This window comes from Labedella populi, from assembly GCF_004078655.1.
GTDB lineage: Bacteria > Actinomycetota > Actinomycetes > Actinomycetales > Microbacteriaceae > Labedella > Labedella populi.
Genome location: NZ_RZNC01000001.1, coordinates 736,975 through 752,316, shown reverse-complemented (window position 1 = coordinate 752,316; position 15,342 = coordinate 736,975). Strand labels below are relative to the sequence as shown.

General features: G+C 70.0%; 13 protein-coding genes. 3 read left to right on the top strand and 10 right to left on the bottom strand.

The annotated features are described in order from the left end of the window. Nucleotides 1-13: 13 nt before the first annotated feature. The gene (locus tag ELQ92_RS03715; protein WP_128497607.1) at nucleotides 14-1,150 is read right to left on the bottom strand and encodes a lactonase family protein; all 1,137 of its coding nucleotides are present in this window, start codon (nucleotides 1,148-1,150) and stop codon (nucleotides 14-16) included. A 38-nt stretch (nucleotides 1,151-1,188) separates the two neighbouring features. Between ELQ92_RS03715 and ELQ92_RS03710 the strand changes: the two genes are divergently transcribed. Then, on the top strand, nucleotides 1,189-1,797 hold the full coding sequence (locus tag ELQ92_RS03710) for a maleylpyruvate isomerase family mycothiol-dependent enzyme (RefSeq protein ID WP_128497606.1): 609 nt from the start codon (nucleotides 1,189-1,191) through the stop codon (nucleotides 1,795-1,797). A 93-nt stretch (nucleotides 1,798-1,890) separates the two neighbouring features. Here ELQ92_RS03710 and ELQ92_RS03705 read toward each other — a convergent pair whose 3' ends face one another. The 9 genes from ELQ92_RS03705 to ELQ92_RS03665 form a co-directional block, all read right to left on the bottom strand. Then, nucleotides 1,891-3,177 carry an adenylosuccinate synthase gene (locus ELQ92_RS03705; protein ID WP_128497605.1) on the bottom strand — a complete coding sequence of 429 codons (1,287 nt, stop codon included), beginning with the start codon at nucleotides 3,175-3,177 and terminating at the stop codon, nucleotides 1,891-1,893. 57 nt (nucleotides 3,178-3,234) lie between these two features. After that, nucleotides 3,235-3,717 (bottom strand): DUF3151 domain-containing protein, encoded by a 483-nt coding sequence (locus ELQ92_RS03700; RefSeq protein WP_128497604.1) that lies wholly within the window; start codon nucleotides 3,715-3,717, stop codon nucleotides 3,235-3,237. A 129-nt stretch (nucleotides 3,718-3,846) separates the two neighbouring features. Further along, the gene (locus ELQ92_RS03695) at nucleotides 3,847-4,800 is read right to left on the bottom strand and encodes an ABC transporter substrate-binding protein (RefSeq protein ID WP_128497603.1); all 954 of its coding nucleotides are present in this window, start codon (nucleotides 4,798-4,800) and stop codon (nucleotides 3,847-3,849) included. 10 nt (nucleotides 4,801-4,810) lie between these two features. Beyond that, on the bottom strand, nucleotides 4,811-5,635 hold the full coding sequence (locus tag ELQ92_RS03690) for an ABC transporter permease (RefSeq protein ID WP_128497602.1): 825 nt from the start codon (nucleotides 5,633-5,635) through the stop codon (nucleotides 4,811-4,813). Beyond that, nucleotides 5,632-6,303 carry an ABC transporter permease gene (locus ELQ92_RS03685; protein ID WP_128497601.1) on the bottom strand — a complete coding sequence of 224 codons (672 nt, stop codon included), beginning with the start codon at nucleotides 6,301-6,303 and terminating at the stop codon, nucleotides 5,632-5,634. The genes ELQ92_RS03690 and ELQ92_RS03685 overlap by 4 nt, the downstream gene beginning before the upstream one ends. Continuing rightward, a complete protein-coding gene (locus tag ELQ92_RS03680) occupies nucleotides 6,300-7,166 on the bottom strand; it encodes an ABC transporter ATP-binding protein (protein ID WP_128497600.1) in 867 nt (288 codons plus the stop codon). Before ELQ92_RS03680 ends, ELQ92_RS03685 begins: the two co-directional genes overlap by 4 nt. A 133-nt stretch (nucleotides 7,167-7,299) precedes the next feature. Further along, nucleotides 7,300-7,950: a TrmH family RNA methyltransferase gene (locus tag ELQ92_RS03675; protein ID WP_128497599.1), complete on the bottom strand. Its 651-nt coding sequence runs from the start codon at nucleotides 7,948-7,950 to the stop codon at nucleotides 7,300-7,302. 69 nt (nucleotides 7,951-8,019) lie between these two features. Then, nucleotides 8,020-8,787, bottom strand: coding sequence for a hypothetical protein (locus ELQ92_RS03670; protein ID WP_128497598.1), 768 nt, complete (start codon nucleotides 8,785-8,787; stop codon nucleotides 8,020-8,022). Further along, entirely contained in the window at nucleotides 8,780-9,607 is an 828-nt protein-coding gene (locus tag ELQ92_RS03665) for a hypothetical protein (protein WP_128497597.1), read from the bottom strand. The genes ELQ92_RS03670 and ELQ92_RS03665 overlap by 8 nt, the downstream gene beginning before the upstream one ends. Nucleotides 9,608-9,733: 126 nt before the next feature. On the opposite strand from ELQ92_RS03665, the gene ELQ92_RS03660 reads away from it, so the two are divergent. Further along, the gene (locus tag ELQ92_RS03660) at nucleotides 9,734-10,852 is read left to right on the top strand and encodes a hypothetical protein (RefSeq protein WP_128497596.1); all 1,119 of its coding nucleotides are present in this window, start codon (nucleotides 9,734-9,736) and stop codon (nucleotides 10,850-10,852) included. 82 nt (nucleotides 10,853-10,934) lie between these two features. Then, nucleotides 10,935-15,266: an FtsK/SpoIIIE domain-containing protein gene (locus ELQ92_RS03655; RefSeq protein WP_128497595.1), complete on the top strand. Its 4,332-nt coding sequence runs from the start codon at nucleotides 10,935-10,937 to the stop codon at nucleotides 15,264-15,266. Nucleotides 15,267-15,342: the final 76 nt, after the last annotated feature.

The window sequence follows — 15,342 nt, the reverse complement described above, 5'->3', positions numbered from 1 at the left end:
TGTGCGCATCGGTTTACGGTCGCGCGGGCGCGAGGCAGGTCGGCGAGCCGACCTCGACGCGACCGACGCGCCGGGCGGGGATTCCCGTCCATTCGTCGATCTCGAACGAGTCGATCGTGCCCGACGTCTGATTCGCGACGTGGAGCACACCGCCGTCCTCGACGTGGTGTCGGGGGTGGTCTCCCCCGCTGTCGACGTCGCCGATCGCCCGCAGCTCGCTGCCGTCGCCGCGGATCTGCAGCGTGGAGATGCGATTGCTGCCGCGCACGCTCGCGTGCAGGTGCTCGCGCGACCCGACGACCGTCAGTTCGGCGGCGGAATCCCCGTCCTGCGCGCCGTCCGCCGTCGCCTCGACGCCCGCGATCACCGAGAACCTGCCGTCCTCCCCCGCCCGCAGGGTGAAGACCTCGATCGAGTACTCGGTCACGACGTGGAGGTGGCCGCTCTCATGCCACGTCAGGTGCCGCGGCCCCACACCGCGGGGAAGGGTCACCTCGTGGTCGAGCACGAGGGGCGCGGACGCCGACGGGCTGCGGCGCCAGAACCGGACGAGATCGAAGCCGAGGTCCGTCGTCACGACACGGCCGTCGGCGAGCCAGCGGGACGTGTGGGCGCGCGACTGCCGCGGCTCCACGTCCGTCATCGCCGGCGCAACCGGTTCGGTCACGGATGGGGGCAGCAGGAGCCCACCCCGGGAGAGCGTCGCCGAGGTCGGGACCGCGTACGGGTCGGCGGTGGTCTCGAGTTCCACCGTGCCCCCAGCGAGGCGACCGTCGGGGGCGAGCGGGAGGACGACGACGCGGCCGTCGCCGTAGCAGGAGGCGATCAGGGCGCCGCCGCGGGCGGAGACCGAGAGGTGACAGACGATCCCGCCGACCGGCACCGGTTCGCCGAGCCGCGTGAGCGTCCCGTCGTGGGAGGCCGCGAAGGCCACGACGAAGCCCGAGAACTCCTCGGCCGCATAGACCACGGGGAGGACGAGGTGCTGCACGACCCACGACGGCGAATCCGACTCGACGTGGGCGATCGGCACGAGGCCACCGGACTCCTCACGGCCGAGCGCGCGGACACCGACTCCGGTCCCCTTTCCCGTCCCGTCCGCTCCGGGGGTGTAGCTGCCGAGCCAGAAGGCCACCGCGTTGTCATCCATCTCTTCAGTGTGTCAGCCCGCCGTGCCAGCATGGTGCCATGGTCAGCATCGATCGCTTCCGCGCAGCGTCTTCCCTCTTCGTGGACGCCGTGGAGGCCGTGCCGCCCGACGCGTGGTCGCTCCCCGGACTCGGCACCTGGGATGTGCGCGGTCTCGTCGGTCACACCGCTCGCGCCCTCATCACGGTGATCGACTACCTCGGCCTCGACGATCCGGGCTCCGTGTCGATCGACACCGCCGCCGACTACTACGGCGCGCTCTACCTCGTCTACACGAACCCCGAGGCGATCCGCCGACGCGGTGTCGAGGTCGGCGAGTCGTTGGGAGACGATCCGATCGTGCGCGTCCGGGAGCTGCGCGATCATGCGCTCACGCTCATCGATGCACAGCCGGCCGGGCGCATCGTCTCGATCGGTGGCATGGGGATCCTGCTCGAGGAGTACCTGCAGACCCGTGTCTTCGAACTCGTCGTGCACTCGATGGACATCGGTCGGGCGCTCGGCGCACCCCTTTCGGTCCCCGCGGACCTCGTCGAGGCCACGGCCACGCTCGCGGCCGGAATCGCCGCGCGCACCGGCAAGGGCGAGCAGCTCCTCATGGCGCTCACGGGCCGCGAACCGCTCCCGCACGACTTCTCCGTCGTCTAGCCCCCGTCGTCTAACCCCCCTGAACACTTCCTCTGTGCACGAATTTTCGTGCACAGAGGAAGTGTTCAGGGGGGAGAGGTGGGCGAGGGAGGGCTAGGGCAGGAGGTTGTGGCGGACCACGACCTCGTCACGGCCGGGACCAACGCCGATCACGGAGATCCGCGAGCCGCTCATCGCCTCGAGCGCGAGGACGTAGTCCTGCGCGTTCTTCGGCAACGACTCGAACGTGCGGCAACCGGTGATGTCCTGCTTCCAGCCCGGGAACTCCTCGTAGATCGGCTTCGCGTGGTGGAAGTCCGACTGGGAGACGGGGATCTCGTCCACTCGGACGCCATCCACTTCGTAGGCGACGCACACGGGGATCGTGTCGAGGTCGTCGAGCACATCGAGCTTCGTGAGTACGAAATCCGTGACACCGTTGATCCGAGCGGCGTACCGCGCGATCGGCGCGTCGTACCAGCCGACGCGACGCGGCCGGCCCGTCGTCGTCCCGAATTCGAAGCCCGTCGCGCGCAGGTAGTCGCCGAACTCGTCGAACAGCTCCGTCGGGAACGGTCCGGCGCCGACACGAGTCGTGTACGCCTTCACGATCCCGATGACCCGATCGATGCGGTTGGGCGCGATGCCGGAGCCCGTCGAGGCGCCTCCCGAGGTCGCGTTCGACGACGTCACGAAGGGGTACGTGCCGTGGTCGACGTCGAGCATCGTCGCCTGGCCGCCCTCGAAGAGGACGATCTCCTCGCGTTCGAGGGCCTCGTGCAGCTCGAGCGCCGTGTCGGTGACCATGGGGCGCAGCCGCTCGACGTAGGAGAGCAGATCCTCGACGATCTCGTCGACGGCGATCGCGCGCCTGTTGTAGATCTTGACGAGCATGTGGTTCTTGACGTCGAGAGCGCCCTCGACCTTCTGGCGCAGGATGTTCTCGTCGAAGAGGTCCTGGACCCGAATGCCGACACGATTGATCTTGTCGGCATATGCGGGACCGATGCCGCGACCCGTCGTCCCGATCTGGCGCTTCCCGAGGAACCGTTCCGTGACCTTGTCGATGGTGCGGTGGTAGTGCGTGATGATGTGCGCGTTGGCGCTCACGCGCAGCTTCGAGACGTCGACCCCGCGAGCGGTGAGCGCCTCGAGCTCGTGGAAGAGGACTTCGAGGTCGACGACGACGCCGTTCGCGATCACCGGTGTGACACCCGGCGTCAGGATTCCCGAGGGGAGCAGGTGCAACGCGTACTTCTCGTTGCCGACGACCACGGTGTGGCCGGCATTGTTCCCGCCGTTGAACTTCACGACGTAGTCGATGCGACTGCCGAGGAGGTCAGTCGCCTTGCCTTTTCCTTCGTCGCCCCATTGGGCGCCGACGATCACGATTCCCGGCATGCTCGATGCCCTTTCGTTCGGCCGAGCGGGTGCTCGGTCAGTTCTGTGCGCGGTCGGTCAGTCCAGGCCGCGGATGACGAACGCCTCCGTCGAGGGCGACGGTTCGTCACGGGTCTCGCCGAGCGATTCGATGCGCGCGACGGCTGTTTCGTCGGCTCCACGAAGGAACTCGTCGAGCCGCGTGACCTCGTCCATCTCACCGATCGCCGCTGCCGCCTTGCGCAACGCGTAGAGGGAGCGGAGGACGCCGCGGTTCGGCTCGTGCGACCACGGGACGGGGCCCTGCCCGCGCCAGCCGGCCTTCCGCAGGGCGTCGAGCCCCCGGTGGTAGCCGACTCGGGCGTAGGCGTACGCCTGAAGGGCCGACGCCGGGTGGAAGCTGTGCTCCGCCAGCAGGGCCCACGCGAGCGAGGAGGTCGGATGCGCGCGGACGACCGCCTCGATGTCGTCGATGGTGGTCGCCGACGCGAGCGCCGCAACGACCTCCGGTTCAGCGGGGAGCCGCGTCTCGGGGGTCCCCAGCAGGTCGTGTCCAGTCACGACAACAGCCTACCGCTCACGCTTCCGCGTCACATCCGAGTTGGTCGGACGCGGAACGTGCGAGGGCGGCAGATGCGCGTCGAGGGCGCCAGGTAGACCTGGCGCCCTCGAGCGGGTGTAGCTCTGTGGTTACTGGAAGAGGCCCTTTTCGGTGAGCCAGTCGGTCGCGAGGGTGGCCGGGGAAGCCTTCTCGTCACCCTGGTTACGACCGTTGAGGTCGATGAGGTCCTCGGTCGTGAGCTCCGCCGAGACGGAGTTGAGGATCTCCGCGACCTCGTCGGACGCGGCGTCCGACGAGATGAGCGGCACGACGTTCTGCGGGAGGATCATGTTCTCCGGGTCCTCGAGCGTCACGAAGCCGTTGTCCGCGATCGCCGGCGTCGTCGTGTAGATATTGGCGATGTTGACGGTGCCGTCGAGGAGCGCCTGCACCGTGAGGGGTCCGCCCGAGTCGCTGATCGGCTCGAACTGGATGCTCGACGGCGAGACGCCGTAGATCTCCTGCAGTCCCGTGGGACCGTAGGGACGCTCGGCGAGTTCCGGGTTGCCGCCGATGATGAGCGGTTCCGTCACCGTCATGAGGTCCGCGAGGCTCGCGAGGCCGTACTCGTCGGCGAACTCCTGCGTGACGTTGTAGCTGTCCTTGTCCTCCGCCTCGGCCTGCTCGAGGACCTCGTATCCATCCGGCAGCGCCTCCTGCAGGGCGGAGTAGACCTCGTCGCTCGTCACCGCGTCGCTCTGGTCGTCGTAGAACTGGAGGAGGTTCCCGGTGTAATCGGGGACGAGGTCGATCGAGCCGTCCTCGAGCGCCGCGATGTACGCGTCGCGCTGGCCGATCTGCATCGTGCGCTCGACCGTGTAATCGTTGGCCTCGAGGGCCTGCGCGTAGATCTCCGCGATGATCTCGGACTCGGCGAAGCCGGCGGAGCCGACGTGGATGGACTGGGTGTCGCCGGAGCCGGAGTCGTCTCCGCCCCCGCCGCCGCCCGTGATGGGGTCGGAGCTGGAGCACGCGGCGAGCGTGAGCGCTGCGCCGGCTGCGAGCAGCCCGAGCGACAGACGCGTGCGTCGATTCGTGAACATGGGACTTCCTTTACTGTGTGGGGAGTGAGGTCGAGTTCTCGGCCGAAACGGAGTCCGACCGACGCTGGGGTGGCCCCGATGCGCCCTGTGCGTGGGCTGTTGCGGCGGGCGACCCGGACGCGAGCTCGACGCGCGCGCGCCCGGATCCGCCGCGGGCGGCGGGCGAACCCTGGAGGATCCGCACGCCCTTCGGGACGGTGAGTCGCTGAAGGGCCGCGAAGACGCCCTCGAGGACGAGGGCCAGCAGGGTCACGAGGATCGCGCCGGCGAACACCGGCTCGAATCGGCGGAGCGGCAGGTAGTCGAAGATGTAGCGACCGAGCCCGCCGATGGGAAGGTAGGCGGCGATCGTCGCGGTCGCGACGACCTGGAGGACGGCGGACCGGAGCCCTCCGACGATGATCGGGAGCCCGAGCGGTATCTCGACCCGTGTGAGGATCTGCCACTCCGTCATCCCCATGGCGCGAGCCGCGTCGATCGTGCCGCGATCGACCGATTCGACTCCCGCGTAGGCACCGGCGAGGAGCGGCGGGATCGCGAGGATGACGAGCACGAGGATGACGGGCCCGATACCCACCCCGAGCCAGAGCGCGAAGAGGACGAGGAGACCGAGCGTCGGAAGCGCGCGCAATGCTCCCGTCGTACTCACGACGAGGAAGGACAGCCGCCCCGTGTGCCCGATGTAGAGACCGAGGGAGACGGCGATCACGGCAGCGACGAGGACCGCGGCACTCGTGATGCCGAGGTGCTCGAGCAGTCGAACGGGGATGCCCCGCTCGCCCGTCCAATTGACGGGATCGCCGAGCCAGGCGAGTGCGCCGAGAAGCGAATTCATGCGATCGCCCTCCGACTCGACGATTCGCGGCGACGTGACACGTGCGCCCACGGCAACACCAACCGGCCCATCACCACGAGCAGCAGGTCGAAGACGACGGCGATCAGGATGACACCGACGATCCCCGTGAAGATCTCGGTCGGAAAGCGCCGATTGAGGCCGTTGAGGAAGAAGTAGCCGAGGCTCGAGACCCCGATGAGGGACCCGATGGAGACGAGGCTCACGGTGCTCGCCGAGACGACACGGAGTCCGGAGAGGAGCACGGGGCCCGCGAGCGGCAATTCCACGACGAAGAAGCGTCGCACGGGGCCGTAGCCGACAGCGACCGAGGACTGGCGAACATCGTTCGACACCGCGTCGAACGCATCGGCGGCGGTGCGGGCGAGCAATGCGACGGCATAGATCGTCATGCCCACGACGACGTTGAGAGGATCGAGGATGCGGGTCCCCAGGATCACGGGGAGCGAGAGGAACAAGGCGATCCCCGGGATCGTGTAGAGCAGTCCGCTCACCGTGAGGATCGCGCCGCGGGACGGCCGGTATCGGTGGGCGATCCAACCGAGCGGCACGGCGATGAGGAAGCCGAGGATGATCGGCGGCACGCTCAACGCGATGTGGTCGAGCGTGAGCCGCCAGATCTGTTCGATGTTGGCGAGGACCCAGGTCATGGCGCTACGGCCCCGGGCGATCGGGGAGCCGGTGCCTCGTCTCGAAGGATTCCGACGGCCCGGCCGCCGCCGTCGACGAGAACACGTTCCCCACGCTCCCCGCTCGTGTGCGCGGGGTCGACGTGGAGCGACCGCTTGCCGCGGTCCGCCCCCACGAAGCTCGCGACGAACTCGTCGATCGGGTTCGCGAGGATCTCCGCCGGCGTGCCCGCTTGTGCGATGACACCGCCGGTGCGGAGGATGACGACCTGGTCGCCGAGGAGGAACGCCTCGTCGATGTCGTGTGTGACGAAGACCACCGTCTTCGAGAGGTCGCGCTGGATGCGCAGCAGTTCCTGCTGGAGCTCGTCTCGGACGAGGGGGTCGACGGCGCCGAAGGGCTCGTCCATGAGGAGGATGTTCGGGTCGACGGCGAGACCGCGCGCGACCCCGACGCGCTGCTGCTGACCGCCGGAGAGCTGTGCGGGATACCGCTTCGCGAGGCCGCGGTCGAGGCCGACGGTGTCGAGCAGTTCGAGTGCTCGAGCATGCGCCTCGGACTTCTTGACCCCCTCGAGGATCGGAACCGTCGCCACGTTGTCGATGACCGTGCGATGCGGGAGCAGCCCGGAGTTCTGCATGACGTAACCGATGCGGCGACGGAGCTTCACCGGATCGAGGCCGGCGACGTCCTCGTCGTCGATGAGGATGCGCCCGGAGGTCGGATCGACCATGCGATTGATCATGCGCAGGAGGGTGGTCTTGCCGCTGCCGGACGACCCCACGAGGACCGTGGTGGTGCGGGACGGAATGGTGAGTGAGAAGTCGTCGACGGCCAGGGAGCCGTCGGGGAATCTCTTCGAGACACCGTCGAAAGTGATCATGCGTACCGGGCTCCCCTCGTGTGGATCGACGTCCGGTTGTCTGTCGAGCGTAGGCGCAACCACCGACACTGCGCCACGGGTCACGTCAGTTGCGTAACCGACGCCAAGTGCTTGGCATTCCCCGTTCGGTGCGCTAATGCGGCCGGATTGCGTATGCGCGGATCCATTCGTGCATCACGATCGCCGCAGCGGCCGATGCGTTGATCGAGCGCGTCGAGCCGAACTGGCGGATCTCGACGACGCGCTCGGAGGCGGCGATCGCCTCGTCGGACAGCCCGGGCCCCTCTTGCCCGAACAGCAGGACACATCGCTCGGGCAGCGGGTCCTCGTCGATCGGACGGGAGCCCGGCACGTTGTCGACACCGATCACGGGGAGCCCCCGCTCGGCGGCCCACGCGACGAGTTCGGAGACATCTGCGTGATGGAGGACGTGCTGATACCGATCGGTGACCATGGCACCGCGCTTGTTCCACCGGCGTCGACCCACGATGTGCACGGTCTCGGCGAGGAACGCGTTCGCCGTCCGCACGATGGACCCGATGTTCATGTCGTGCTGCCAGTTCTCGATCGCCACGTGGAAGGGGTGACGACGAGCGTCGAGGTCGGCGACGATGGCCTCCATCGACCAGTACCGGTAGGCGTCCACGACGTTGCGCGTGTCACCGTTCTCGAGCAGCTCGGGATCGAGTCGCGGGTCGTCCGGCCACTCACCCCGCCACGGCCCGACGCCGTGAGTCGTCGGCTCCGGGCTCGGGTTCGGCTCGTCGCCTTGCGTCGGTTGCACGGTTTCAGCCTAGGACGAGCCGACGGCGACGGGCCGCGCCGCGACGCGCCGGTCGAGTCGCCTCGCCGATCAGGCGCAGGGCAGGGCGGCCTCCTCGGGCACCACGACCTCGTCCGTCTCCCCCCAGACGAAGGAGAAGTCGGCGTCACCGCGCGTGTCGGCGGCGACGAGGCGGAGGGGTACGGCCGGTCCCGTCGCCGCGACGACGAGTGATCCGATCGGTGCCCCGGCCGCCCCGATCACGAACTCGACGGACTCCGTCACGTCCTCCGGTCCGACGGCCGGTTCGAGGGACACACCGGCCTCCTCGCCCACCATCGACTCGAGGAGGTCCGACGGCGACAACGACGGCGCCCACGTCGTGATGCGCGGATCGTCCGATGGCAGGCACACAACACCCCCGGCGGCCTCCGGAACGCCGAGCACCTCGGCGAATGCGGCGTTGCCCGTCACGTAGGCCCGCCCGTCCGTGACGACCGCGGTCATCGTCGCGTCCGCTGCGGAGATCTCAGCCCGGAAGCGCGACTGCGTCCCGGTGAGGTCGATGCGCACTCGACGAGTGCCACCGCCGTCCTCGTCCGGCCGCTCCTGGAAGGAGCCGGTCACCGTGACCGGTCCGGCCTCGTCCATCCCCGCGAGGACCGCGTCGAGCGCCGCGCGATCCGAGAGGTACTCGACGCCGTTGCGGTCGACATCGGTCACGTCGACCTCGGAGAGATCGACGACAGTCGGCGTGGGGAGGGGAGTCGGCTCAGCCCCGGCCGACGCGCACCCGGTGAGGCCGAGCACCGCCGCGAGAGCGACCGCCGCGACCGTGGTCGTGCTCCGTTCATTCATCGGCGTCGGCCACGCACACGCTCGCGGCGCCCTGCTCGTCGAGCATCTCCGCCCCGAGCGCGACGTCGCCGCCGATGCTCTCCGCCCGGACGACGAAGCACGAGTCGTCGTCGAACGTGTCGAACGCGCGCGGCAACCAGATGCCTCGCCCACGCACCCCCTGAGAGACATCGAGGACGTCGCCACCGTCGCCCACGACGAACACGTCGTATGGCACGTCCGGTCCGTTCCACGAGAGCGCGACGCCGCCACTGCCCGCCGTGATGTCGAGTCCCGTCACGCGCGGTGGCCCCTCGGCGAGCGCGGCCATGATGATGAGGGTGACCGCGGCGCCCACGGCGATGACCGTCGTCACCATCGAGAGGATGAAGGCCGGGTGCTTCCAGAGCTTCCGTGGTGCCGGGGGCGCCTCGGTGATCTCCGGCAGGACCGTCGCGCCGGAGACGAGGCCGCGCTTCACGGGAGCGGCCGCGCGCGGCGTTCCCGCGGAAAGAGAGGGTTGTCCGGGCTCCCAGCCGAGACGGACGGCGCCACCGTCGGCACCGGCGGGATCAGTCGGGCGGGCGAGGCCGCGTGCACCGGCGGCCGGCGCGGCGGCGAGCGGTGACGGCTGGTCGGGAGACGGCGCCCAGGTCGCTTCGGCGGCCGGAGGAATGGCCGAAGCGGACACGACGACCTCCCGCTCGGGGTCCCAGCCGATCGTGTCACCGTCCGCGGCCGCCCTCGCAGGAGGCGTCCCACCCGATTCCGCCGGGCGTTCCCCGCCCGGCCCCCGAGCGCCCCGGCGATCGCGGCGGAACGACGACGCGGTGCTGTCCATGCATCCCCTCGGCCTACCGGGCGGCGACCTCGTGGTCGGCCATGACTGTCCCGGCCGGACGGCACGACCTAGCATAGTGGCGACGGACCCCGCTTCTCGGGAGGGGCCGGAGGGGACGACGACGGCATGAGCGAGCCAGCGACCGCCGCGCCGCGCCGCGCCGCGCACTCCCGTCGTGGCCTCGCCGTCGTCGGCTCGCTGCTCCTCGTCGTCGGAACAGTCGCCGGAGCCATCGCCGGAACGGCCTCGGCGCGGGCCGCGACGAACGGCGTCGCTGTCGTCGACATCCCCTACCGCTCGACCGCGGACATCGCTCCCGCAGCCGGTTGGACGATCGCCGATTGCGGCGCCGTCTCGGCGCCGCACGGCATCCGGATCGCGTGCGAGCCGGAGAAGCTCACCTTCGCCGCTCCCGAGTACGACCCCGAGCTCCCGCGCCAGGACGTGCCCGTCGCCCTGACCACGGGATCGACGACGATCACCGTCGTCTACAGCGTCGGCCTCGCTCCGCCGGAACCGCCGGCCCTCGAGTCGAGGGCCTACCCGGTGCCGTTCGCCCAAGGCGCGCGCGTCCTCGTGCCGCTGTCCGATCTCGGCATCGTCTGCACCCTCTGCAGCGCCGAGGGCGACTCCCGGATCGAGGCCGTCGGAGTGTCCCCGCGCCGAGCCGGTGAACTCGGCGTCACCCCGACCCATCTCGAGTTCGCCGCCGCGCCCGACTTCACGGGCGAGGCCGAGCTGACGGTGCGCGTGATCGACGACCTCGACCACGCGTCGGAGGCCGCGACGCTGACCATCGCCGTCTACCCCACGGGGCCATCGACCCTCCTCGCGCTGCACAGCGTCGTCGAGGCGGAACGTGACGGCACGACGACCGTCGACCTCCACTCGCTCGTCGCCTCGAGCGACCCTGACGCCGTACCCGTCTTCGCCGCGTGCGGTGCTGCCGTGGCGGGCACCGCGATCTGTCCGGGCGACGGCAGCGCGGAGTTCCGCTCGAGCGGCGCACCCGTCGACCAGTTCTCGTTCACCGTCCTGACCGAGGACGGCGAGCAGGCCGTCGGTAGTGTCACCGTCGTGACCCCGGGTCTCGCCGATGCTCCGCTCCCCGGTCCGATCACGGCCAAGGCCCGCAGCGAGTCGCGCGTCATCGTGCCGACGCGGGTTCCCGTCGAGGAGCCCCCGAGACCGGATCCGAGCCCCTTCGACGCGCTCATCGGACTCCTCGACAGGGCAAGCCCATGACACCTCGACCCCCGACTCCCGACAGTGCGCCCTCGACACCGCCACGGCCCCTCGCCGCCCCCATGGATGGAGCACCGCCCTCATGGCCCTTCGACTGAGCGTTCGGAACCCGCACTCGGGGGCGGCGGGATCGTGGCTGCTCAAGGTGGATGAGTCCACGACCGTCGCCGAGATCGCGGAGTCCCTCCAGGTCGCGCCGAGTGAACTCGTGCCGGCGTCTCCCGACGCCTCCCTCGGGGAAGCGGGCGTGCTGAACGGAGCCGTCCTCACCGGCACCGCACTCCCCAAGACCGACGCGCGCGACCTTCCGGCGGGCCTCCCGCGGCTCGAGGTCGTCGGCGGGCCGTTCGCCGGCGAGACCATCGCCCTGAGTCCGGGGGTGCCCCTCTCGATCGGCAGCGGAGCGACGGCCCACGTGCGGATCGCGGATCCCTGGCTCGACGACCACCACGCCGTCGTCACGCTCGACGCCGGGGACGAGAGCCGCCGAGGAGCCCTCCGTGCGAGCGTTCGGACGACGGCGCCCGTCTGGGTGAACGGAGAGGAGCGCGCGGGCGCGATCACGCTCGTGCCCGCCGACCTCCTCCAGCTCGGGAGCGGACTCTTCCGCATCGGTGTCGGACCGGCCTCCGACGCCGACATCGCTCCCGACGGACGGGGGATGCGGGCGTTCAACCGCCCGTCTCGCATCCAACCGCAGCGACCTCAGCCGGTCGTCCAGCTCCCGGGCGACAAACCCGAGGAGACCGACGCGTCCCCGCTGCCGTGGCTGTCCGCCGTCATCCCCGTCATCCTCGGTGTCACGATGGCCGTGCTGTTCCAGCGACCGGTCATGCTGCTCATGGCCGCGGCCTCGCCCGTCATGGTCATCGGGTCGTTCCTCACCAACCGACGCCTCCAGAAGCGCAAGGGCGAACGCACCGAGGCGCAGTGGGTGCAGGACGTGAAGGACACGAAGGCGCGCATCGAGACCCTCGTCAAGGACCAGCGGCTCGACTCCTGGTACCGGCGCCCGGACCCCGTCGTCATCCGGGACATCGCGAACCGCCCGCTGTCGCGGCTCTGGGAGCGACGGATCGGCGACGCGGACGCGCTCGAGGTGCGGCTCGGCGTCACCGAGGTCGACCTCGACGTACGATTCGAGGGCGGTTCGCAGAAGGACCGGACGACGGAACGACGCGTCGGGGTCTCCCCCGCGCCCGTCGTGGCCGACGTGAAGGCGGGCGTCGTCGGTATCGCGGGGCCCGAGGACGTCACACGCGGCACACTCCGCGCCATGCTCACCTCGCTCGCCGTCCTGCGCTCGCCGCGCGACCTCCAGCTCGTCGTCCTGTGCGACGGCGACAGCGCGTCGGACTGGGGCTGGGCGCAGTGGCTCCCCCACATGCAACTCGGCGACAGCGTCGTCTCCCTCATCGGGAACACCGACGACACCCGCCGCGAGCGCCTCCGCGAGGTCACGGCCCTGCTCGAGGCGCGCATGCGGGCCGGCACCCGCGGATCGTTCGACTCCCACGTCGTCGTCGTCATCGACGGCGCGCGGCGATATCGCATGCTGCCCGGGATGGTGCAGCTGCTCGCGTCGGGTTCGTCCTACGGCATCCACGTGATCGCGATCGACTCGGACCGCTCCCGACTGCCGGAGGAGTGCGCGACGGTCGTCGCCGTCGACCCGACCGACCACACCCTCGCGCGCCTCGAGACGGACGAGGCCTACTACCCGAGCGTGCTGCTCGACGGAGTCTCCCTCTCGTCGGCCGAGACGATCGCACGAAACCTGTGCTCGATCGTGCACGTGAGCGGCGCGGGCGACGAGGGGCTCCTGCCCACGAGCGTCCGCTACACCGAACTCCTCGGCGTCGACCTCGAGGACCCGAGCGTGCTCGTGAACCGGTGGCGCATCGCGCCGCGGCAGACGTATGTCGTCGTGGGCGCGGGAGCCGAGGGGGAGTTCGCCCTCGACATCGTCCAGGACGGTCCGCACGCACTCGTCGCCGGGACCACGGGTTCCGGGAAGTCCGAGTTCCTGCAGGCGCTCGTGGTGTCGCTCGCCCTCACCAACCGGCCGGACGCGCTCAATTTCGTCCTCGTCGACTACAAGGGCGGGTCGGCGTTCGCCGACTGCGAGCGCCTCCCGCACACCGTCGGCATGGTCACGAACCTCGACGCCCGCGAGACCGAGCGTGCGCTCGCGTCGCTCGACGCGGAACTCAAGCGTCGCGAGCGCGTGCTGCGCGACCTGGGCGCGAAGGACATCGACGCCGCGTGGGCGAAGGACGCCGACGCGGCCGCGCGCAGCGGACTGGCCCGGCTCATGATCGTCATCGACGAGTTCGCGGAACTCAAGACCGAGCTCCCCGACTTCATCAACGGGCTCGTCCGGATCGCACGTGTCGGGCGCTCCCTCGGCGTCAACCTCGTGCTCGCGACGCAGCGCCCGTCCGGCGTCATCACTCCCGAGATGCAGTCGAACATCAACCTGCGTGTCGCGCTGCGCGTGACCGATCGCGGTGACTCCACCGACGTGCTCGGGAGCGGCGAGGCGGCTCTCATCAGCGCGTCGACGCCCGGTCGCGGCTTCGTGCGCACGGGCGCCGGCCTCGCCCCCGTGCCGTTCCAGACGGCGCGCGTCGCGGGGATCCGCCCGGGCGTTCAGCGTGTCCGCAAGGTGCTGCCGCCGCACGCCGAACTCGACTGGCACACTCTCGGCTTCCCGCCCCGATTCGCGACCGAGGCCTCGGTCCCGTCCGCGATCCTCGACCAGGACGACACCGACCTGCGCGCGCTCGTCAATCTCATCGGCGAGGCGACCGCGACCATGGGCGTGACGAAGAACCCGTCGCCGTGGCTCGTTCCCCTCCCGACGCAACTCACCCTCGATCGCTTCACATCCGAATCACGCGCGGATGGCGAGATCGTCCTCGGCACGGAGGATGTCCCGGCGCAGCAGACGCAGCGCACTCTCACCTGGAACGTCGCGACGGACTCGCACCTCATGTTCTTCGGCGGTGCGCTCTCGGGTCGCACGACGGCCTTGCGGACGCTCCTCGCGCAAGCGGTGCAGACCTTCACCCCCGCAGACCTCCACCTCTACATCGCCGACTACGGCAATGGCGGCCTGCTGCCATTCGCCGAGGCTCCGCACACGGGCGCCGTCGTCACGGCGCTCGAGCAGGGGCGCCTGCCGCGCCTCATGTCTCGACTCGTCGAGGAGCTCGGTATCCGACAGAACACGCTCTCGCGCGCCGGCGTGGGCAACATCGTGGAGCAGCGCCGCCTCGTCGACCCCGCCGAGGCGCTGCCCTTCGCCCTCGTCGTCGTCGACGGGTGGGAACGGCTCGCCTCGACCCTCGGGCCCGACGAACTCGTCTCCTTCCGCGACCAGTTCATGAGGGTGCTGCGCGAGGGACCGGCCGTGGGGATCCGCGTCGTCGTCACCGCCGACCGCGGAATCTCGGGTGACAAGATCGCGAGCTTCATCGACACGCAGTACGTACTGCCGATGCGCGACGTCAATGACTACCGCTCGGCGGGCATCATGATCCGCGAGGTGCCGCCGAACATGCCGGCCGGTCGTGTGCTGTTCGGACCGAACGGGACGGAGGCGCAACTCGCGCTCGTGTCGCGCGACTCGAGCGGCGAGGGCCAGACCGCGACGGTGCGCGCGATCGTCGAACACGTGGCGCAGCACTTCTCGAGCTTCCCCGAGCTCGCTGAGTTGCCGCAGCCGTTCCACGTCGACCCGCTGCCGTCGTACGTCCCGCTCTCCTCCGCCTACACGCTGCCGCGGGCTTCGGGATCGACGGCGGAGCTGCCCGTGATCGGCGTCGGGGGTGACACGCTCTCGCGGTTCACGCTCGACTGGCCGGGTGACGGGGGCTTCGTCGTCCTCGGCGATCGGGGCACCGGGCGGTCGTCGGCTCTCGCGGCGATCGTGCATCAGCTCGCGTGGTCGTCGGCTCCCGTCACCGTCGTCGCGACGAAGGCCTCGGTACTGACGGAGGTGGCGGCGGGGCACTCCGTCCCCGTGCTCTCCGACACGTCGGCCGGTCCGGAGGCGATCGCGGCCGTGCTCGATGCTCTCGAGGGGCGGCCGCTCACCGTGGTCGTCGATGATGCCGACGCCCTCCGCGACTCCCCGCTCGAACATGCGCTCATCGGGGTGAAGCGCGACCTCGTCTTCATCGTCTCGCTCTCGACCGAGTCGGTGTCGAGTGTGTTCGGCGGCCCGTACGTCGAAGCGAAGCGCGCCCGCAGAGGGCTCGTGCTCTCGCCGTCGAACGCGATGACGGGAACGCAGGCCTTCGCGGCGCAGATCCCGAAGTTCATGCTCGGCAAGACCGCGGCGGGCGGCGGCGTGCTGTTCCGCGACGGCGTCTACACCCCGGTTCAGGTCCCCGACATCCGCGCCTGACCCCCTCCCCCTCCTCTCCCCCCTCCCCTCACCCCCCTGAACACTTCCTTTGTGCTCGAAAATTCGTGCACAGAAA